At 49.1% G+C, this 20,215-nt stretch carries 20 protein-coding genes; 7 read left to right on the top strand and 13 right to left on the bottom strand.

Translation table 11 applies throughout. From position 1 onward, the window contains the following. Positions 1 to 135 precede the first annotated feature (135 nt). Positions 136 to 1,089: a transaldolase gene (gene tal, locus CDA54_RS07495; RefSeq protein ID WP_099034375.1), complete on the top strand. Its 954-nt coding sequence runs from the start codon at positions 136 to 138 to the stop codon at positions 1,087 to 1,089. 29 nt (positions 1,090 to 1,118) lie between these two features. After that, on the top strand, positions 1,119 to 2,765 hold the full coding sequence (gene pgi, locus CDA54_RS07490) for a glucose-6-phosphate isomerase (RefSeq protein WP_099034374.1): 1,647 nt from the start codon (positions 1,119 to 1,121) through the stop codon (positions 2,763 to 2,765). Between the two features lie 96 nt (positions 2,766 to 2,861). On the opposite strand, the gene CDA54_RS07485 is transcribed toward pgi, so the two are convergent. Then, complete coding sequence (locus CDA54_RS07485) at positions 2,862 to 4,166, bottom strand: hypothetical protein (protein ID WP_143452270.1); 1,305 nt, start codon at positions 4,164 to 4,166, stop codon at positions 2,862 to 2,864. A gap of 158 nt (positions 4,167 to 4,324) precedes the next feature. Between CDA54_RS07485 and CDA54_RS07480 the strand changes: the two genes are divergently transcribed. Together CDA54_RS07480 and CDA54_RS07475 are read left to right on the top strand one after the other, a co-directional pair. After that, complete coding sequence (locus tag CDA54_RS07480; protein WP_099034372.1) at positions 4,325 to 4,603, top strand: PepSY domain-containing protein; 279 nt, start codon at positions 4,325 to 4,327, stop codon at positions 4,601 to 4,603. Further along, positions 4,603 to 5,160: a cytochrome b/b6 domain-containing protein gene (locus CDA54_RS07475; protein ID WP_180237143.1), complete on the top strand. Its 558-nt coding sequence runs from the start codon at positions 4,603 to 4,605 to the stop codon at positions 5,158 to 5,160. The genes CDA54_RS07480 and CDA54_RS07475 overlap by 1 nt, the downstream gene beginning before the upstream one ends. A 12-nt stretch (positions 5,161 to 5,172) precedes the next feature. Here the strand turns inward: CDA54_RS07475 and CDA54_RS07470 are convergent, their stop codons facing one another. The 6 genes from CDA54_RS07470 to CDA54_RS07445 form a co-directional block, all read right to left on the bottom strand. After that, positions 5,173 to 5,940: a hypothetical protein gene (locus CDA54_RS07470; protein WP_099034370.1), complete on the bottom strand. Its 768-nt coding sequence runs from the start codon at positions 5,938 to 5,940 to the stop codon at positions 5,173 to 5,175. A gap of 56 nt (positions 5,941 to 5,996) precedes the next feature. Beyond that, positions 5,997 to 6,194: a CPXCG motif-containing cysteine-rich protein gene (locus CDA54_RS07465; RefSeq protein WP_099034369.1), complete on the bottom strand. Its 198-nt coding sequence runs from the start codon at positions 6,192 to 6,194 to the stop codon at positions 5,997 to 5,999. A 69-nt stretch (positions 6,195 to 6,263) separates the two neighbouring features. Further along, complete coding sequence (locus CDA54_RS07460; protein ID WP_099034368.1) at positions 6,264 to 7,094, bottom strand: peptidylprolyl isomerase; 831 nt, start codon at positions 7,092 to 7,094, stop codon at positions 6,264 to 6,266. Positions 7,095 to 7,661: 567 nt separating this feature from the next. Then, positions 7,662 to 8,141: a LabA-like NYN domain-containing protein gene (locus CDA54_RS07455; protein WP_099034367.1), complete on the bottom strand. Its 480-nt coding sequence runs from the start codon at positions 8,139 to 8,141 to the stop codon at positions 7,662 to 7,664. After that, positions 8,141 to 8,554, bottom strand: a complete 414-nt coding sequence (locus tag CDA54_RS07450; protein WP_099034366.1) for a GNAT family N-acetyltransferase — start codon at positions 8,552 to 8,554, stop codon at positions 8,141 to 8,143. The genes CDA54_RS07455 and CDA54_RS07450 overlap by 1 nt, the downstream gene beginning before the upstream one ends. Positions 8,555 to 8,618: 64 nt before the next feature. Next, complete coding sequence (locus tag CDA54_RS07445) at positions 8,619 to 10,004, bottom strand: ATP-binding protein (RefSeq protein ID WP_099034365.1); 1,386 nt, start codon at positions 10,002 to 10,004, stop codon at positions 8,619 to 8,621. A gap of 348 nt (positions 10,005 to 10,352) precedes the next feature. On the opposite strand from CDA54_RS07445, the gene CDA54_RS07440 reads away from it, so the two are divergent. Next, a complete protein-coding gene (locus tag CDA54_RS07440; RefSeq protein ID WP_082633308.1) occupies positions 10,353 to 10,529 on the top strand; it encodes a DUF3545 family protein in 177 nt (58 codons plus the stop codon). Positions 10,530 to 10,599: 70 nt separating this feature from the next. On the opposite strand, the gene ung is transcribed toward CDA54_RS07440, so the two are convergent. The 4 genes from ung to thrA are packed head-to-tail and all read right to left on the bottom strand — an operon-like array spanning position 10,600 to position 15,960. Then, positions 10,600 to 11,256, bottom strand: coding sequence for a uracil-DNA glycosylase (gene ung / locus CDA54_RS07435; protein ID WP_099034364.1), 657 nt, complete (start codon positions 11,254 to 11,256; stop codon positions 10,600 to 10,602). Beyond that, on the bottom strand, positions 11,256 to 12,536 hold the full coding sequence (gene thrC, locus CDA54_RS07430) for a threonine synthase (protein WP_099034363.1): 1,281 nt from the start codon (positions 12,534 to 12,536) through the stop codon (positions 11,256 to 11,258). Before thrC ends, ung begins: the two co-directional genes overlap by 1 nt. Before the next feature lie 2 nt (positions 12,537 to 12,538). Then, positions 12,539 to 13,495: a homoserine kinase gene (thrB, locus tag CDA54_RS07425; protein ID WP_099034488.1), complete on the bottom strand. Its 957-nt coding sequence runs from the start codon at positions 13,493 to 13,495 to the stop codon at positions 12,539 to 12,541. A gap of 11 nt (positions 13,496 to 13,506) precedes the next feature. After that, on the bottom strand, positions 13,507 to 15,960 hold the full coding sequence (thrA, locus tag CDA54_RS07420) for a bifunctional aspartate kinase/homoserine dehydrogenase I (RefSeq protein WP_099034362.1): 2,454 nt from the start codon (positions 15,958 to 15,960) through the stop codon (positions 13,507 to 13,509). A 53-nt stretch (positions 15,961 to 16,013) separates the two neighbouring features. On the opposite strand from thrA, the gene CDA54_RS19450 reads away from it, so the two are divergent. Next, positions 16,014 to 16,193, top strand: a complete 180-nt coding sequence (locus tag CDA54_RS19450; protein WP_143452269.1) for a hypothetical protein — start codon at positions 16,014 to 16,016, stop codon at positions 16,191 to 16,193. 174 nt (positions 16,194 to 16,367) lie between these two features. On the opposite strand, the gene CDA54_RS07410 is transcribed toward CDA54_RS19450, so the two are convergent. Next, the gene (locus CDA54_RS07410; RefSeq protein WP_099034360.1) at positions 16,368 to 16,772 is read right to left on the bottom strand and encodes a response regulator; all 405 of its coding nucleotides are present in this window, start codon (positions 16,770 to 16,772) and stop codon (positions 16,368 to 16,370) included. A gap of 59 nt (positions 16,773 to 16,831) precedes the next feature. Here CDA54_RS07410 and aceK point away from each other — a divergent pair, with 59 nt between their 5' ends. Further along, on the top strand, positions 16,832 to 18,547 hold the full coding sequence (gene aceK / locus CDA54_RS07405) for a bifunctional isocitrate dehydrogenase kinase/phosphatase (protein WP_229748114.1): 1,716 nt from the start codon (positions 16,832 to 16,834) through the stop codon (positions 18,545 to 18,547). On the opposite strand, the gene CDA54_RS07400 is transcribed toward aceK, so the two are convergent. Further along, positions 18,538 to 20,169, bottom strand: a complete 1,632-nt coding sequence (locus tag CDA54_RS07400) for a methyl-accepting chemotaxis protein (protein WP_099034358.1) — start codon at positions 20,167 to 20,169, stop codon at positions 18,538 to 18,540. The two genes, aceK and CDA54_RS07400, sit on opposite strands and share 10 nt — an antisense overlap. Positions 20,170 to 20,215: the final 46 nt, after the last annotated feature.

Genomic DNA, 20,215 nt, shown 5'->3' with positions numbered 1-20,215 from the left:
TAGAATAACAAACACCAACACTACCCCGCGTCTGCCCAGAGAAGCAAAATAACAATATCAAAAGCCGGGTTCGTAATAGAGATAATTCTATTTTTGTAGTAAATTTACATCATTAATCAGGAGAAAATACCAATTATGGCCAACCAACTGGATTCTTTAAAGAAAATAACCACAGTTGTGGCGGATACCGGTGATATTGAAGCGATCAGGAAATATCAGCCCGTGGATGCCACTACTAATCCTTCGTTATTATTAAAAGCCGCCGAACTGCCCCAGTATCAATCACTCATCGAGTCTTCCGTAGCCTGGGCCAAACAACAATCCGACGATGCTGCCCGGCAGATTATCGATGCCGGTGACATGCTGTCTGTCAGCATCGGTAAAGAAATTGTACAGATCGTACCGGGCCGTATATCCACCGAAGTAGATGCCCGCTTGTCGTTTGATACGCAGGCCACAATGGATAAAGCCCGTAAGCTGATTAAGCTGTATAAACAGGCCGGTGTAAAAAAAGACCGCATTCTGATCAAGATTGCCTCCACCTGGGAAGGCATTCGTGCCGCCGAGCAACTGGAACAAGAGGGGATCAACTGTAATCTGACCCTGTTATTCAGTTTTGCTCAGGCCCGTGCATGCGCCGAGGCAGGTGTTTATCTGATCTCTCCCTTCGTCGGCCGGATTCTTGATTGGTACAAAGCCAATACAGATAAAAAAGACTACGCTGCGGCAGAGGATCCCGGTGTGCAGTCGGTGACCGAGATTTATCAGTATTACAAAGATCATGGCTATAACACTGTGGTAATGGGTGCCAGCTTCCGCAATATCGGTGAAATAACCGAACTGGCAGGTTGTGATCGCCTGACTATCAGCCCTCAATTGCTGGGTGAACTGGAGCAATCCGACGCCTCATTACCCATAAAACTGCAGGACAACGGCAAGGTCAAAGAGCCGGGTGAACGTCTGAACGAAAACCAGTTCCGCTGGATGATGAACGAAGATGCCATGGCTACCGAGAAACTGGCTCACGGCATTCGCAACTTTGCCGCCGACCAGGTGAAACTTGAAACCAAACTGAAAGGCTTTTTCTAAGCCCAATTGCTGCACGTAACGGAGAAACAATGAACAGCCTGACCCAATCCCCATGCTGGAAAACACTGCAATCACTGGCCGCCGAGATAAGTGGCCAGCATATGCGTCACTGGTTTGAACAGGATCCACAACGGGCAGAAAGATTCAATATTGATGCCTGTGGAATCAATCTGGATTATTCAAAAAACCTGATCAATCAGCAGATAATGGAAGGGCTAACGGGGCTGGCCAACCAGCAACAGGTAGAAACCAAACGTGACGCCATGTTTGCCGGTGAAATCATTAATCACACTGAAGAGCGGGCGGCACTGCATACTGCCCTGCGTAACTTTTCCGGGCAACCGGTAATGGTAGAGGGCGTCGATGTAATGCCCGAAGTGCTGGCCACTCAGGACAAGATGGGTGATTTTGTAAAGCGTATTCACTCTGGCTCCCATAAAGGCTATACCGGAAAACCACTGAAAGAAATCGTCTGCATCGGCATCGGTGGCTCATTCCTGGGGCCTAAGATTATGTCTGAGGCCCTGAAACCCTACTGGCATCAAGGCGTCAATGTGCATTTTGTGGCCAATGTCGATGGTTGCCATATCCACGATGTGCTGGCCACTCTGGATCACGAACAAACCCTGGTGGTGATGTCATCAAAATCTTTCACCACTCAGGAAACCCTGCAAAACACTCTCACCACCAAAGACTGGTTCTTAAAAGCCGGTGGAACGCAGCAGGATATAGCCAAACACTTTATCTGCGTGTCCTCGAATATTGAGGCTGCTACTGAGTTTGGTATCGCCGAAGAAAATATTTTCCCTATGTGGGACTGGGTAGGCGGACGCTATTCGCTGTGGTCGGCCATTGGCTTGCCGATAGCGCTGCGACTGGGCTACGAAAACTACCGCGCTTTGCTTGAAGGCGCCTATGAGATGGACTGTCACTTTAAACAGGCACCGCTGGAGCAAAACCTGCCTGTGGTGATGGCCCTGCTCGGTGTCTGGTACACCAACTTTTTCGGTGCGCAGAGCCATGTTCTGTTACCTTATTACCATTACCTGCGCGGGTTTCCGGCCTATGTACAACAGCTGGATATGGAGAGTAACGGTAAATGCATTGCCGGCGACAAAGAGCAAATTGACTATGCGACCGGCCCGGTGATCTGGGGCAGTGAGGGTACAAACGGTCAGCATAGTTTCCATCAGCTGATCCATCAGGGCAAGGTGCTCATTCCCGCTGACTTCATGTTGCCGCTGAAGGTGGAAAACCAGAACGACACCCATCATGCCATGCTGGCTTCTAATTGTTTTGGTCAGACTCAGGCACTGATGCAGGGTAAAACCTTCGATGAAGCCTATGCCGATCTGGATGGCAAGGGGCTGAGTGATGACAAGCGTGAATCGCTGGCCCATCACAAAACCATGCCGGGAAACAAACCCAGCAATACCCTTTTATTTGAACAACTCGACCCGAAAACACTCGGTGCACTGGTGGCATTGTATGAACACAAAGTGTTTGTGCAGGGTGCAATCTGGGGGGTGAATTCTTTCGACCAATGGGGCGTGGAGCTGGGCAAAGTCCTGGGTAATCAGGTACTGGATAAAATCCGTAATGCGGATGAACCACTCGACCTGGATGCCTCCACCAATGCGCTGATTAAACGTTTCCGTCAGGCACTGAAAAAGTAGCCACGAAACTTAGTCATTCCAAAAGGGCACTTCCGTGCCCTTTTTTTGGGTAATCTTATATTTACGTGATTCTGGTTTCAGCCCCCAGATGACCGTTTAGAGGCCCCGCCCGGAATACGTTTTTATTTCCAATAACTTTTCTTTAAAGGGGGAGCTATTGGCAAAGCGCTCTGCCTTGTTGGGATTATTGTAGCTTAGCTGGCGATACAATCTTTTCGATACCTTCAGCCTCTGGCTGCTGCTCTGAATCTGGTCAACCTGCTGTATAGCAAAGTCGGGATAGCGGCTTCCACTGGCTGCTACCAATTCAGTCAGCGCCATATCTTTGTCCCGAATATTATTCTGAGCCAGCCAGCTCAGGCCTGCTTCAGGATTGTTCATTGCAAAAGCGCTCATTACGCCTTTGATACGCGGCTGATAGTCCGCCTCTGTAGCTTGATGCATATACCAGTCAGCAGCCTCGGCAACCCGCTCAGGAGATGACATCATCCAGTTGAATAACACACTGCGCTGCATCCTGTCGCTGTTAAGTCTGCTACCCATCAACCAGTTACTGGCTGTATGCGGATCTTTTCTTGCCCAGTTTGAGACAATAGCAGTATTCAGCTGCTCGTCATCCTGTAACCTGGCCAGCTCAAGTAACTCAACAAACTCAGACCGCTCACTCAGATGGCGGGTAATACCAGAGACCGCATTGCTGATCGCATACCGTGAGCCGTTTAAACGACCCAGCTTGTCCATTGCATCATAAATATCCCCGCGGGACAGATCTTCGAACAAAGTGGATAGAAAAATACTCCCATGATTTCTGTATAGGTGTCGATTCTGTAAATACCAATCGTAAGCTGCCTGAGGATCCTGTTCACTCCAGTTAGCCAGAACTTTCCTCGCGTGCAATAGCTTTGACCGAGCCCCGCTAATACTTCGATCCAGATAGGCCATCGCCCCTTGTGGATCGTATTTACTGTACTCGGATAACAGCATCTGCAATAAAGCCCTGTTATCAGGATCTTTCGCTTCCGGCTCAAGCAGCAGCAGAGCCTCAAGCAACTGGGTGTCATCAAGATCGCTTATTTGGTTGTAAGCCTTGGCAATCTGGGCATAGTCAGTCAGGGCATTGCCATCCATGCTCAGAATCTCTTCAAGTTTTTTTACGACAGACCGGACAGACAATTCAACAGCTTGCGACTCTGGAGTTGTCTTTATTATGCTGTTCGATACCCCTTTATCATCATCGGTTGGCTCCTGCTTTGGGGAAGCCGGTGGATCAATGGCTGATGTACTGGTGACCAGCGGATGGTTATGCTGCTTCGTAACCGAATCAGAAGGGACAAAATAAGAACCCGCCATATAAGCGGCGATAACACTCACGGGCCAGAGGATAATAATCAGCTTATTCACAGACACAGACTCCCTGTCGACATTTTGAGCAAATATGACATGGCTGAGTATTGAGTTCAAATAAACCGGACAAGCTACAGGATTTCTGAACAGGCATCCTTAATTGGCTGATAGCTATGCTAATATTCTGTGTGACCCAATCAATAACAGGAGATTTTATGAAAAAAATTATAACGTTAGCGATAGCACCCGCCGCACTGCTGCTGTCTGGTTGCGGAGTGCAGTCTGAAACTGTATGCACCTCAGCGCCAAACTCAGAGTGGATGGATCAGGATGTATTTCAGAGCCAGCTCGTGGCCCTGGGATATGAAATTAAGGAGTTCAAGGTCACTGAAGGTCAGTGTTATGAAATTTACGGGTATGACAAGGAAGGTGAAAAGGTTGAGATCTATTTTAATCCTGTAAACGCCGAGATCGTTAAAGAGGAACGGGGATAGTGGCAGCCGCAAAGGCTTATGTCTGGAGTGTACCGGTTCGGCTGGCGCACTGGACATTTGCCGGCATCTTTGTCTGTAACTACTTTATTCTCGATCCCGGCTCAGACTCACACCAGGTACTCGGATATGTTGCTCTGAGCCTGGTGGCACTGCGCCTTTTCTATGGGCTTTTCAGCAAGGGCTACGCCGGATTTAACCGGGTAGATATATCATCTCGCGCCATTGGTAAACATGTTCACCATCTGAGACAACGTCGATTGCCGCTTGAAGAGGGTCACAATCCTATGGGGTGGCTGATGGTTTTCGTGATGCTTGGTCTTTTTATATCTCTGGCCGTTACCGGCTATCTGCTGGAAGAGACCCACCGCTTTTTTGGTAGTGAGTTAGTAGAAAGGATACACTCGCTGCTGGCCGATGCGCTGTTTATCTGCGTCTGCCTGCATATCGCGGCTGTTATTCTGATTGGCCATATTGGCAACGTGTCTCTGGTAAAAAGCATGATCACTGGCTATCGTAATCATACATCCTCGCCCGACAATCCACCTCATCAGGACTAAACCAAGAAGCTATCAGCACGCCTGATCAGAACAATCTTGTGGGTATTCTATACGATATTCTGGTTTATCCAGAAAAGGCTGTAGGCGCGGCATTTCAGTACCAGGCTGCGCCTGGGGCAATACAATCCAGCCATCACTCGACAGGTTTTTCGGGCGACGCATCGAGTAAATAATCCCGCGCTCTGATAATGCTCTCAGGGCTGAAGTGGTTAATGAAAGTGTGTAACGGGAGTAAAAATTACGTTGCATCGCCGCATCGGCTTTAAAGTGACGCCAGGGTGAAACCTGCTGACTATGATAAATATTCCCTACTCGCAGCAATAATGCCTCTGCATCAGTCTTGATCACTCGCAGGACGGTATAAGGGTACTTCGGATGGGTATCCTGTTTAAATTCACGCATGTCAACGAAATAAAAGTCATCCACTTTTGGCTGGGTTAACATTTTCTGCACCCGCTGTGCTTCGTTTACCTGCATCTGCCAGAACCATAGCCCCGCCAGAAGCAACAACAGCAGTCCCAGGCTTCTGCCCACCCAGTGTACTAACCAGGGCCATAAAATTGCGCCTTTATACTGCCATACAGAGCGCACCTCAGACTGCCAGTTGCAATCACGACAGTGGCCTTCAGCGTTTGTCGAAAGGGCCATCAAGGGAAGCCCAACTATGCCTAGCGCGAGATAGCTGCCCTTGCCTTCAACGTCAATGGAATTACTGCGGCATTGCGGGCACAAAAAAGACGTGTGCCAGCAAAGTGTATGTTCTTGTTTTTGTATCAGCATTCATTCTGTCCCTGAAAAAACCAGTGGCCGGGATTTACATGCTCTGGCTATATTGATCAAAGCGCCTCATCGTCACTATAAACACTGACCTGCAGCTCACCGTTCATATTTTCAGAAATGACAAAATTGATCGGCCTGCAACATACCTGGCAATCTTCAATATAGCGCTGATCCAGATCGGCCGGGTCAATCAGAACCTCTATCGTCTCTCCACAGTAAGGGCATCCAATCAGTTTTTCAGTTAATTGGTTCATTTATACAATTCTCCCGGGATTACCTTAAGATATACCATTCATCTGGTGAAACGTCCGTCTTTGCCTGTTTCACTCAACGCGGCTTATGGGTGGGTAATAGCAAATATCCAGTTTGCCGTTGTCTTTGTATTTAAAAAACGGATTGTCCTTAGTCCGGCCTTGTTGAAGACGGGTTTGCATGGCCTCTGAATCGGTGCGCTGGATTTTAAGCTTAAGCCGCTTTGATTCGGGGAGTTTGCTGGCAAGCATTGCAGTCAATATTCTACCTCGTTGTGCTACCTCTTTAATCACCCCTGAATCTGTCTGAGCATCGCCTCTGGGCAATGCCTGTATATGCTCCATACCGTGGATAACCCGGCCAAATACGCTCATATTGCGGTCCAGATGCCTCGGTGCCTGGCCCATTACCACGTAAAAATCCGTAGTCGCGCTGTCTGCATCGGTATTTCTGGCCATCGCCACCGTGCCGGGGCAATGCACCAGCCACTCCAATGCGGCTTCCGGATCACGCCCTGCGGCAAAGCCATGGATATAGCCGGTTTGCGCAGCAAAAAAGTCCGGCTCCTGGACTAACTGAAAGGGGGACTCCGGCATGAGTGCACGTGTGAATTCAGCCTTCAGGGGGCCTTTAGATTCAGATGGCTTATCGCCAGTCATATCCCCACCCTGAGCCACAAAACCCTCGATGACACGATAAAAATCCAGCCCGTTATAAAAGCCCTCATCCACCAGCTGTTTAAACTGGTTAACATGTTCCGGGGCCGCAAAGGGAGCGAGTTCAATCACCACTAATCCCGATTCAAGTTGCAGATAAACCAGATTCTCTGGTTCAGGGGTTCGCCATTCATCAGCCTGGACCACAGAATTGAGTAAAAAGAACAGTAACAGTACGTATTTCATAGTATTAGTCTGTTGACCTTTATCAGTATCGATAGGTCATCATACAAAGCGTCCTGAATAAAAACCAGATAAGCTCGCAACAAACAAAAGGCACTGAATCCCGGCTAACTACAGGCCGGAAAGCCTGCCTGTCATGCAGGAGGTTTGTTCTCGGGCTTGTCCAGTGACCCTTGGAAAAAGCCTAATTAACCACAGAGGCACAAAGTACACAGAGGTAAAAATGGTTCAATGTCCATTACTTCTCCGTGGTCTGTTTTTTCTCTCGCAGAGGCGCAAAGACTCAGAGGGAGAACAAAACAGGTTGTTGGTATCCCTGCGTCTCAGCGCCTCTGCCAGATGGAATTTATTCGACATATATCCTTGGGCAGTCCAATAAATTGGACCCTACATAGTATTGCCCTTCTCTGTGCCCTCTGCCTGCCCAGCCCCTTTGCTTAACTGTTTCTGGAGAGAGATATTTCAAATCTAAAAAGCAAAGGTGCGGGGTGTCTCCGTGGTGAAATCTGCTTTTTGCTGTGATGACTGAAAAAAGCTCGGCGTCTTTGCGCCTCTTCGAGAACATGCTTTTCAGAGCAACAAATTCCCCTCAACAGGAATAAACTGAGTCGCAGCATTGATCAATGCCGCGGCGGTCAGTTTGGGTACACCATAGACTTCCACCCGGCAGCCATATTTTTGCTGAAGCCGCTCTGCCAGCAAGGCAAAGTCGCCGTCACCAGAGGCCAGTATGACCGTATCGACTTGCTCGGCATAATCCATAGCATCCAGGGTAATACCTACGTCCCAGTCGCCTTTAGCAGAACCATCCGCCCGCTGGATAAATGGCTTCAGACGCAACTCAAAACCAATAGCGCGCAGAATATTCTGGAACTGACGCTGCTTTTCATTACCTCTGTCGATAGCATAAGCGAACGCCTTAACCACGTATCTTGAGGCCGTTGCCTGACTCCAGAACGCGTTGTAATCAAAGTTACGTGAGCAGGCATCCCGGGTGGTGTAATACAGATTCTGTACATCAGCCAGGATCAGCACCTTTTCGGCCGCCATTAGAGTTCCTTGGTCATAAAGTATTTCGCTCCGGTCAGCGGGTATTGTTTTTGTTCCCATTGCACCCTGTAACCCAGTTTCTGATAAAACGGCTTTGCCTGAATATTTAGTGTGTCGAGCAGACAAAACTTGCAGCCACGAGCCTTGGCTTTATGTTCAATGGCTGCAAGGAGCTGGCTGCCTAATCTTTTGCCTCGCAGGCTTTCATCTACCCACAGTGTTTTAAGCTGCAACCAGTTACCAAAGGTTTCTCCCGCAGCACCGGCAATAACCCTTTTCTGAGTATCACGAATTACTGCAGCAATGGGCTGACGTTGGTTCAGCTCGCGGTGAGCATGGTTATAATCAACGATCTTCTGATGTAAAAAGTCGGTCAGTTGTTCGGCGGGAGCATCTTCAATTTGTATATTCATTTTGTGGAATGGATAGCAGCAAGGGCCACCAGCCTAAAGCCTTTAGCCTGCATGATGCAAGAAACTATTCATCCAGATGGCAGGGTAGCGTCAGGGTAAAGGTGGTGCCTTGCTGTGGCTCAGATCCCGCCTCAAGTTTGCCCTTAAGTTTGGCGCTCGCCAGATTGTAGCTGATCGACAAGCCCAGCCCGGAGCCACCCAGCCCTCGGCGTGTGGTAAAGAAAGGCAGAAAAATACTCTTCAGCACTTCTTTGGCCATCCCTCTGCCATTATCATGAAACCTGATGACCGCATATTCTTTATTCTGTTGCAGCGTTTGTCGCACTTCAATCACCAGCTCATTGCCGTCTTCCCCGGTATCAAATGCATGCAGGCAGGCGTTATTCGTCAGATTAGTAAGGATCTGCGCCAGGGCTCCCGGGTAGCTGCGCATGGAAATTTTGCATTCGGTTTTTAGCAGGTAATTCACCTGATGTTTTTTCAGCATAGGCAGCAGACTGGACATCACGACCTGAATATACTCACCTAACTCAAATTCGGTCAACGCCAGGTTATGCTGGTCCACGGCCGTTTTCTTAAAGTTCTGCACCAGCTCAGCGGCCCTGTCGAGATTCAGTGTCACCAGGCTCAGGCTCTGATCCATGTTATCCATATGCAGATCAAGTGCACTGCGTGTAAGCTGATTATCACCTATTTTTTCCCGCAGCTGAGACAGCAGATGCTGACAATGACTGGCACCGGTAACCGCTATGCCCAGCGGTGTGTTGACCTCATGGGCCACGCCGGAAACCAGACTGCCCAGCGAGGCCATCTTTTCATTTTCAATTAACTGATTCTGCGCTTGCTTCAGCGTATCCAGAGTCTGCTCCAGGCTGGCGGTGCGCTGATGTACCAGTTTTTCCAATGATGCGTTTGTTTCCTCCAGTTGTCTGGCATAGTCGTTACGCTCCTTGGCGCTGATAGCCCGCCCTACCAGATCCGCCATGGCCGCAGCAAAACTCTGCTCATCCTGATTCCATTGTTTCTCACCGCCAATATGCTCACAACAGACAATGCCCACCATCTTACCCCGATGTCGTATGGGAATATCCAGCATTGCACCAATGCCCATGGGTTTGAGATATATTTCAGCGAAAGCCTTGGTTGCCGGGTGAGTCAGTGCATTATCAGCAGCGATGGTGCGCTCTTTATCCAGCGCTTTAAAATAATGTGGGAATTTTTCACGGGTAAGAACAATATTTTCATCGCGGGTCTGGTGAAACAGGTCAATGATCAGGTTACAGCGGATACCACCCACTTCTTTATCCAGCATCCACACGCCGGCACGCTGGATCTGTAACCCACGCAAAAGCGAGTTAATTATCAGTTCCTCGGCTTGCTGCATATCTCCCAGATCAATCAATCTGGACTTCGATACCTCCAGCAGCAGGTTTTCCAGCTCTGCCTGCATTCTCTCTCCGTTTCTTTTTCATTTGTCTCAGTAACCTGACTACAAATACAAGCCTAATGCATCTCGATAAGTTTGGTAAGGATTTTGCTTTGTTTATTACGGGGATTATCTCCGAAAGTTTGATTGCTAAAGCTGCCGATACGGAACCGAGACTTCAGATAGTCACAATGTGACGGTGTCATAAAAGCTTCAATTTTTGTTAATAAAAAGTAAAGAAAGATATTCTACTTTAACTTTGCTTATGGTATATCTTGATCGTCAGCACGAAAAACCCCGCACAAAAAACGTGTGCAGATAAGGGGGAAACTGTTGATGCTCTATGCGCTAAAACAACGAAGGAGATCTCACGTGGATCAGTCAGATTTGATGTCTATGCTCGACTTAGAGTCCCGTCCCGTTAAGAATAAAAGTAAAAAACGCAAATGGAGAGAGATCGAAGCCATACAGGATCAATACCGGCTTCGCAAAGAACTGGCAGATATGGATGTACTGCTGGATTATGAATTAAGCGAACTTGATGCCTGAAACATAGTACCAATCCGCTTCGCTCCTTGCAGGCTACGCAGTTGTGCTGAAACGGTTTTCAGCGCTAAGGCTATAACCGCCAGTCAATTGCAGCTTGTCCGTGCTGTAGCAAGTAGCTATTGGTTTGTGAAAAGTGCCCACAACCAAGAAAGCCCCGATGTGCTGAGAGGGGTGACGGATGTGGTGCACTGAGTACCAGATGCCTCTGCCGATCTACGATACTGCCCTTCTTTTGTGCATGACTGCCCCATAACAGGAACACCACCCCCTGAGTATGACGGTTAATCTGTTCAATCACTTTGTCGGTAAATTGCTCCCAGCCAATTTTTGCATGGGAATGAGCCTTACCCTGTTCTACGGTCAATACGGTATTGAGCAGCAATACCCCCTGCTCTGCCCAATGCTGTAAACATCCATGTTTGGGAATAGTAAACTCAGGGAGATCCCGTGCCAGTTCTTTGTAGATATTGACCAGTGAAGGAGGTGGCTTAATACCCGGCTGCACAGAAAAACACAACCCATGGGCCTGGTCGGGACCATGGTAAGGATCCTGGCCCAGGATCACCACTTTCAGATCTTCTAATGCTGTGTGTTTAAAGGCATTAAAAACATCCTGCTGAGATGGGTAGATAGTCTTCCCAGACTCACGCTCTGCCTGTACAAAACTTAAGATCTCCTGGAAATAGGGCTGCTGCTTTTCTTCACCCAGTATTGCCTGCCAGTTCATCAGCCTTTAACCAGCTTATATAAATGCTGTTTAAGCAGCTCATAATCACAGGCCAGTGTCTCAGACAACCCCTCTTTACTGGCGCATTCTGCTAGCTCTGGAGGCAAACTGATAGGCTGACCCAGCACATTTTCGACGGTATCGCGGAATTTGGCCGGGTGTGCAGTCCCCAGAAAGATCCCCGTCTGACCTGGCTCCAGCACGCGTTCCAGGGCTTTATAGGCGACACCTGCGTGGGGTTCACTTACGTAACCTAATGCTGCCAGCTGACGCATGGCAAGCTGAGTGTATTGCTCATCCACTGTATCGGCACTGAGAATCGCCTTATCCACATAATTGTATTCAAACAAGGCTTCGATGCGGGGCCAGTTGTTGGGCTGGCTGACATCCATGGCGTTAGACAAGGTTGCTACCGTCGGATTCGGAGCCCATTCACCATTTTTCAGATAGCGAGGCACCGTATCATTAAGATTTGTTGAGGCCACAAAACGCTGGACGGGCAGTCCCAATACTTTAGCAAACATGCCCGCTGTGAGATTGCCGAAATTACCGCTGGGCACAGAGAACACCAGATTTGAACGGTCTTCAAGTTGGGCAACGGCTTCGAAGTAATAACAAATCTGTGCCATGAGGCGGGAAATATTGATTGAATTGGCCGAATTCAGATGCAGTGCTTTACGGGCCTCGTCATCGTTAAATGTACTCTTAACCAATTGCTGACACTGATCAAAGTCGCCTTCAATAGCAACGGTGTGAATATTGTCGCCTAGCGTAGTAAACAACTTTTCCTGCAATGTACTGATTTTACCCTCAGGGTAGAGGATAACCACCTGAATATTCTCCAGTCCGTGAAAAGCATGAGCCACGGCTGCGCCAGTATCGCCGGAGGTGGCGGTTAATATGGTAATCTTCTCGCCTTTGGCCACTTCTGCCAGGCACTGAGCCATAAAGCGGGCACCAAAGTCTTTAAACGCCAGAGTCGGGCCATGGAACAATTCCAGGCAGAAAATATTCTCGTCCACTTTAGCCAGCGGTGCAGGAAAATTAAAAGCCTCCGCAATCATTTTCCCCAGCCTGTCGGCGGGTATCTCATCACCGATTAACCGATGCAGTATTTCTGTGCTGCGCTCAGCCAGGGGCATAGCCAGTAATGCGTCAATATCATCAAAGGTCGGCAGTTGGGCGGGGAAAAACAAGCCCTGATTCTGACCCAGACCTTGCTTAACGGCCTGACTGAAACTGACCTTCTCATCAGGTTGCTTTAAATTGAAAAGTTGCAAACTTACACCTTTTTCGCTGTCGACCCTTGCGGATCCAGTTGACATATATGGCTGAAACCATCGGCATTCTGAATATAATGCGTGCTCAGCCACTGATTGATTTTTTCTGCTTTGGCCAGATCATCACATACGGCAAAAACCGTCGGTCCGGACCCGGAAATGCCAAAGGCCAGCGCCCCTTCCTGCATTGCAAAGGCTCGGCCTTGATCAAAGCCGGGGAGTAACGCCTTACGATAAGGCTCGGCAATTACGTCCTGCATCATTGCCGCCGCCAGTTTACGATCACCAGTGTGCAGGGCATGCACAAATACGCCGAGCTGACGGCCAAAAACCAGTGTATCTTTAAGCGCCACCTGCTGCGGCAGTATTCGCCTGGCTTCGGCAGTGGACACTTTGATGCCGGAATAACAGGTTACCCAGTACCAGTCGTCAAATACCGGCAGGTTCAGCGCAATATTCTCCGCTTGTTCTGCCATCAATACCAGCCCGCCAAGGTAACAGGGCGCTACATTATCATAATGCACTGAACCACTGATCTGCCCTTCCAGTTCCCCCATCATAAGTAACATTGCCTGTTGATCGAATATCTCACCATAAAAGTGATTCAATCCGTCCAGAGCCGCCACCACAGAACTTGCACTGGACCCCAGACCACTGCCTATGGGTAAATTTTTATACAACACCATGGCACAGGGCTCAAGCTGATGTCCCTGTTTTGCCGCCTGACCAAGATAGTGTTTATAACACTGTGTCAGAATATTCTGTTTTGTATCAGCTGGCAGCTTATGGGCAAAACCACCTTTAACCTCAAGGCTATAGGCGTTGGCCGCTCTGATCTCAACTTCATCACCAAGACGACTACCATCGATTGGTTTTAACGCAGCGCCGAGCAGATCAAAGCCCAGGCTGACATTACCGATAGAAGCCGGTGCATAAGCCCGCACAGAGGCTTTTGGCATCGAACTGTCCATTATTCCTGTTTCCAGGGCATAGTCCGCAGCACATCGGCAAATACGCCGGCAGCGGTGACTGCCGCGCCCGCACCATATCCGCGGATTACAAAGGGAATCGGTTGATAATAATGACTATGAATGGCCAGCGCGTTTTCGCCATCTTTGACCACAAACAGCGGATGGGTGTTATCGACTGCCTGAATCCCCACTTTACAATGCCCTTCTTCGATACTTCCTACATAACGCAGTACTGTACCGGGATTCTGCGCCAATTGCTGTTGATACAGCTCATCCAATTGCGGCAATCTGGAGAGGAATTCCTCAACCGAGCCGGAATCATCAAAATCATCAGGCAGGATGGATTCGATTTCAATATCTTTAAGCTCCAGCTTCAGACCGGATTCCCGGGCCATTATCAGCAGCTTTCTGGCCACATCCATACCGCTTAAATCATCACGGGGATCGGGCTCTGTATAACCTTTCTCCCGGGCTATTTTGGTGGCCTCTGACAGACTTAAACCCTCTTCCAGCTTGCCGAAAATATACGACAACGAGCCAGATAGAATCCCCTCGAAGCGGGTCAGTTCATCACCGGCGTAAAGCAGCTTCTGCAGGTTCTCGATCACCGGCAAACCTGCACCGACGGTAGTTTCATATAAGAACTGGCGGCGGGTCGCCTGAGCTTTTTCACGTAATGCCGCATAAAAATCCATCCCGGCAGTATTGGCTTTTTTATTCGGTGTAACAACATGAAAGCCGGCTTCCATCATATCCAGATACTGATCGGCAATGCTGGTACTGGTGGTACAGTCTATCACCACCGGATTAATCAGGCTGTTATCCTGTACAAAGGTTTCCATTACGGCCAACGAATAAGGTTGCTGACGACCCGCCAGCTGGTCACGCCAACCGTTCTTCAGATCGACACCACCAGGTTGCAGCAACATACCTTTACTGTTAGCGATTCCATATACCTGCAGATTGATATTGCGACTTAACAGCTGCTGCTGCTGGCGAGAGATTTGCTCCAGCAGTTCACTGCCGACGGTACCACAACCGATTAAAAATGCATCGATGGTATGTAAATTGGAGAAAAAGTTCTGGTGCACCACCTTAACGGCCTCCCTGGCTTTACGGCTTTCAATCACCGCAGAAATAGAACGTTCAGAAGATCCCTGGGCAATGGCGACGATATTAACCCGGGCCTGCGCCAAAGAACTGAAAAAGCGTGCCGCGAGGCCTTTAGCCTTGCGCATACCGTCACCCACCAGGGTGACAATCGCAACCGACTCACGCATTTCGATAGGTTCCAGCAACTGATTAGCCAGTTCCAATACGAAGGCTTCTTCGAGCAGATGTTTAGCTCTCAAAGCGTCTCTGGCATGCACGCAGAAACTGATGCTGTATTCCGAAGACGACTGAGTGATCAGACTGATAGAAATATTGGCGTTGGAGATCACCTCAAAGACCCGGCTGGCCATACCCACCATGCCTTTCATACCGGGACCCGCGACGTTAAACATGGTGATATCCGACAGATGAGAAATGCCTTTAACGCTGGTCCAGGTATCACTGGCTTCTGTACTGATCAAGGTTCCCGGCGCTGCCGGATTGAGAGTGTTCCGGATTAAACAAGGTATATGGTACTGAGCAATTGGGCCGATCGTTTTAGGATGCAATACTTTGGCACCGAAATAAGACAGCTCCATGGCTTCCTGATAGGTCAGTTTGTCGAGCAGTACCGCACCGTCCACCTGGTTGGGATCGGCATTGTACACCCCGTCCACATCAGTCCAGATCTCACAACACTGTGCATCAATACACGCAGCCAGAATGGCGGCAGAGTAATCGGAACCGTTGCGTCCCAGTGTGACTTTCTCGCCTTTCTCATTCACGGCCACAAAACCGGGCATAATCAACATCTGCTCACCATTTTTAGGCACATTGGTGAACCGGGCCCGGCTCGCAGCCACATCGGCGATGCTGTCCAGATAATCGCCCTCTGCCAGTATATATTCCACCGGGTCAATAATACGATTACTCACACCCATCGCGCTGATAATGCCACTGAAAATATTGACGCTGACATACTCGCCGATGCTGAGCAATTTGGCGGTAACCGCATCCGGGCTGCAATGAATCAGGTGAATACCCTGCAGACTTTGTTTGAGTTCGAGAAGTTTTTCATCTATCAGAGCATGCAGAGGCGCGTCATCAAAATTATCCAGGCCAGAGGCCAGGTCGTTCACAATACCAGTCAGGGTCATATTGAGCTTCTCAAACAGCTCCTGCCAGGAATCGCCTGCCACCGCCTGCTCTACCAACAGTGATAACGCATTGGTGACACCTTTGGGTGCAGATAGCACCACCGCCGCACCCTTTTCAGTATGGGTGTGCAGCACAATATCCCGAACCCTCAGATAGCGTTCGGCATCGGCTAAGGACGAGCCCCCAAATTTCATCACCTTCATATGCTGCTCCTGTTACTTGCTCTGATTAATAATTTTGCTGTAGGTCAGAATTTATGCCGACCTACGATGCATCCCTGGATATCGCCGGGGAATGCTTCCCTGCCACCCCGGCATACCGTCCTTTTGAATCCGGCTCCTGCCTTTTTCAAAAGACCAGCTTCGGCATCCTTGCCTTCGCGCTGTTCACTGAAAATGCGTTGCATTTTCCTGGCGTTCACAGCCCCTGGACATAAAAAAGCCCGCTTCCTTTTGGGTCGCGGGCCTGGTGTTCTGTTTATTTGCGCACTAGCCAGCGACCGCCTTAGTAAAGGTGGTAATCATCATAATAATGCTGGTGCGGCTAATCATTTTCATGGCGTTCAATTTGCCGTATAGACGTCTATATGTCAATACGCAATTTGTGTGAATTAGGCATAAGATAGATTTTCTTCCAATCCCGGGCTGCCCCGATACAGGCCAAAATCCTCTAAGACCTTCTGCAAACGCTGACCGTTTACCGGTTTGGATATAAATTCCAGTGCCCCGAGCTGCATTACCCGCTCACGCATCTGCGGTTGAATATCTCCGGAGATCACTACCACAAACACTTCCAGTTTTTCCCGGCGAATGGCTTCGAGCACCTGCACCCCATCCATCTCGGGCATGGTCAGATCCAGCAATAGCAACCCATAATGCTGCTCTCTAAGGGCTTCTATCGCCTCCGCACCATGTTTGGCGAAGGTAACAGTGACATCCCATCCTTCGGGCAGCGCACGCTTTGCCGATTTACGAGCCAGTAATGAATCATCACAAATTAAAATTGGAAATCCCATCTGCCACGTTCCCCTGTTATTCTTGTTTTTATATTGCCACTGTTTTTGCCGGAGTGCGTTTGTCACCACCTGAAATCTCTCAACTCGCCTATCAAATCCTTAAAGGCTTTGAAAAAAGCTTTCGCTGGTACAGCCGTATTACCAGTGCCGCCCAACATCGCTTTGAACAGGCACAATGGGAAGCGGGCCAACAGGCAGTCAAAGAGCGCATTGCCATCTATGACCAGAGCCTGGCGGAAGTGGTGGCACAAATCTACCAACAGCTTCACCCGCACCTGCAGGATAACCATTACTGGCAACAATTAAAGCATCACTACCTTAAACAATTGAATGACCACCCGCAATTTGAATTAGCCGAAACTTTCTACAACTCCGTGATCGGACGGTTGTTCAGGCACCAGAAAATCGATAACAGTATGATGTTTGTATTGCCCAGTCGCTGTTATCTGCCGGGTCATGTGCGTAATAATGTGCTCAACACCTTTGATGCCCGTGGCACCATCCGCGATACTCTTGAGGCCATTACCAACGCCTATTCATTTAAAACCGAATACGCCGGCAAAGAACGGGATCTGACCCGCCTTGAGCACTATTTACGGGAAACCCTGAGCCCGCGGCAACTGGCCGGCATTCATCGCGTTGAAATGCTACAGCCGGTATTTTATCGCAGTAAGGCCGCCTATCTCATCGGACGTATGTGTAGTGAGGGCGAAGCAATACCTTTCGTAATGACACTAATGCTCAATTCCAGACAGCAGTTGTACGTGGATACGCTACTCACCGCACGCCATGATCTGAGTGTGTTGTTCGGTTTTGCCCGCTCCTATTTTATGGCCGATACCCGCTACCCTGCTGAGGTGGTGGCATTCTTACAGGAGCTGATGCCCAATAAGAAGCACTTTGAACTGTATATCTCACTGGGCTTTTATAAACATGGTAAAACGGTGTTCTACCGCAACTTCCTGCAACACCTGAACGAAAGTGATGACCAGTTTGAAGCGGCCCCGGGAATAAGAGGGCTGGTCATGGCAGTGTTTCACCTGCCCTCCTATGGCGTGGTGTTTAAGGTGATTAAAGACGAATTTCCGGAGAGCAAAAAAATCACCCGTCAACAGGTCAAAGACTGTTACAAGCTGGTAAAGATGCATGACCGGGTGGGCCGCATGGCAGATACCCACGAATATATGAATTTTCGTCTGCCACGAAACAGGGTCAGCCCGGTGCTTCTGCAAGAATTACAACAGGTGGCAAAAAGCAGCATCGAACTGACTGACGATGAGGTGATCATCAAACACCTCTATATTGAACGGAAGATGACTCCCCTGAATATATACCTGGAGCAGGAGTCTGACCCTGAGCAGGTTCGTCGTGCGCTGGATGATCTGGGTTTGTGTATCAAACAGATTGCCGCAGCGAATATCTTCCCCGGTGATATGCTGCACAAGAATTTCGGCATTACCCGTCATGGCCGGGTCATTTTCTATGATTATGACGAGATTTGTTATATGAACCAGCGACAATTTCGCGACTTACCCGTCTCAGACGATCCTTATGCCATGGATACGCTGTCTGTGGGACCAGATGATGTTTTTCCGCAACAATTCGAGCACTTTATTGTTGGCAAAAAACACCTTAAGGAACAACTTAAAGACTTACACCCTGAACTGATGCAACCGGAGTATTGGCGCTCAGTTCAACGAGAAGTGGCCAGCGGCAAACTTAAAGATGTATTACCCTATCCTGAGTCACAGCGCTTTAACAAACGCTATAAGTGAAACTTATCCAGCTCTTTGCCCAGCTGATCCGCCAGACGTTTAACCTTATCAGTCTCCTGACTGGCGTCTTTCGCCATATTCTGAGTCTTTTCAGCCAGATCAACAATATGCTTTGCGCGGTCTTCACTATTGCGACCAGCCTTAAGCTGATCTTTTGCCGCATCGGCAATCGACTGATTCATCTCAACCATGGCTTTCACTGCCTGATTGACTTTTTCCAGCTCCTGCGAAGCCAGAGTTGAGAGCTCAACGGAAGTATTACTGGTTTCTATGCTGGTCTGAACGGCTTGTTCGGCTTCCTGACTAGCGCTTTGCAACTGGCCGATAATATCACTCACCTCCTGAGTGCTGGAGGCCGTTCGCTGAGCCAGCTGGCGCACCTCATCGGCCACCACAGAAAAACCACGCCCGTGTTCCCCGGCCCTGGCGGCTTCTATAGCGGCATTCAGGGCCAGTAAATTGGTTTGCTCGGTTATCCCCTGAATGACATTCAGTACCCCTTCAATTCGTCCAACCTGGTCGCCGAGAAAACCAATCTTATCCCCCGCTTCAGTAGTCTGGCGTTCTAATACCGTAATCGATTCAATGACTTCATCAATCTTCTGATTCGCCATACTGTTATCAGTGTCCATCTGTGCGGTAGTATCCGCTGCTTTTTGTGTATGCTGGGCCACCGATTCGGCCGCTACCGTGATTTGGGAAATAGCAGTAGCGACAAGCGCGGTATCATCAGTCAGCGATTGCACCAGCTCACCGAGTTGTCGACTTCTGCTGTCAGATAAATCAGCCTCACTCAGCAAAGCGGTATTCACTTCTTTTATTGCCAGAACTACATCCGACAAAGACTTTTGCATATACTGCATAGAACCGATAATGCTGTTTCTGTCTGCCGCAGGGACCTGGTTGTCCATACTCAGCTCGCCTCTGGAAACACGTTGCACTATGGATAACGCCTGTGGGGGCTCCCCCCCCAAACTGGCGGTGAGATTGCGTGAGAACCACCACAAGATGCTGAGAATGATCATCATCAACAGAACCGTCATCAGCGCTAACCAGATAGCGGTACGCCAGTATCTTTCAGTGGTTTCTTTGTGTGAAATACCGGTTCCGACGTACCAGCCCCAGCGAGGGGTTTTCTGTACGACTGAGGTCAGGTTGACGACCCCCCCTTCACGCACCGATGTCCAATCATAAAAAGCCATTCCTTCGGGCGTTGCCGACACCGTTCTCTGAATAATTTCGCCGACGCTATTGCCTTCAGCGTCCTTAAACTCATGGAAACTGGTCCCATGCAGCTGAGGATCAAGTGGGGCAGCAACAAAATCGAGTTCAGCATCAGCCACATAGACATATTCAGAGTCGTGATACTTATTCTCCTGCAATAAACGTGCTGCCACCTGCTTAGCCAGATCCTGGTCAAGCGCCCCCTCTGCGCTCATACTCTCCAATTGAGTTATAATGTTGTAGGTACTCTTAAAAAGCTGGGTGATGCGATCCTTGTTATCCTGCTCGCTACTGACTTTCATCACTTGCAGGCTTAATACCGCAACGGAAGCCAAAGCGAAAAGAACCAGCCCACCCAACAACAGGGTTTGGCTCCTGAGACTCAACTGCCTTAACATAATCACTCCCCAAATAGATCTACGTTCGCTTTAAGCTGATAGTATT

Source organism: Lacimicrobium alkaliphilum (genome assembly GCF_002591895.1).
GTDB classification, from domain to species: Bacteria; Pseudomonadota; Gammaproteobacteria; order Enterobacterales; family Alteromonadaceae; genus Lacimicrobium; species Lacimicrobium alkaliphilum.
Note: the sequence above shows the minus strand (reverse complement) of the source record. Positions and strands in the feature narration are given on the sequence as shown.